Below are 318 nucleotides of genomic sequence, written 5' to 3'. Positions count from 1 at the left end.
GCCGGAGCAGCGTACTGCCCCGGCTTCGGCGACTCAGCGGAAGCAGCCGCTAAGAACGATCAGGCTGCCTTCATGGCGTGCTTTCGAGCACGCATCACGTTGTGGCATTCCTGCACTTCCGGCAGCAGCTGGGTCACTTCCTGGCGCACCGCCGGCGGAAGCTCGTTGTCCTGCAGCACGTCCTTGAACGCGCCCAGCAGGCGGTCTTCGGATTCTTCCAGCTCGGCCACGTAGCCGTAGTTGGTGTCACCGAAGGCGGCGCGGACCTTGCCATAGAACTGCTGCATGGAACCCACCACGGTGCCGTGTTCGGCCGGC

1 protein-coding gene is annotated in these 318 nt (G+C 64.8%); it reads right to left on the bottom strand.

The features are described 5' to 3' along the window. Window positions 1-59: 59 nt before the first annotated feature. Window positions 60-318 (bottom strand): PA2169 family four-helix-bundle protein (locus tag EN850_RS35040; protein WP_136093035.1); only part of this gene is annotated, 259 nt, incomplete at its 5' end.

Source organism: Mesorhizobium sp. M8A.F.Ca.ET.207.01.1.1 (assembly GCF_004794715.1).
GTDB lineage: Bacteria > Pseudomonadota > Alphaproteobacteria > Rhizobiales > Rhizobiaceae > Mesorhizobium.
The sequence above is the reverse complement of the archived record's forward strand: the minus strand, read 5'-3'. Positions and strand labels throughout refer to the sequence as shown.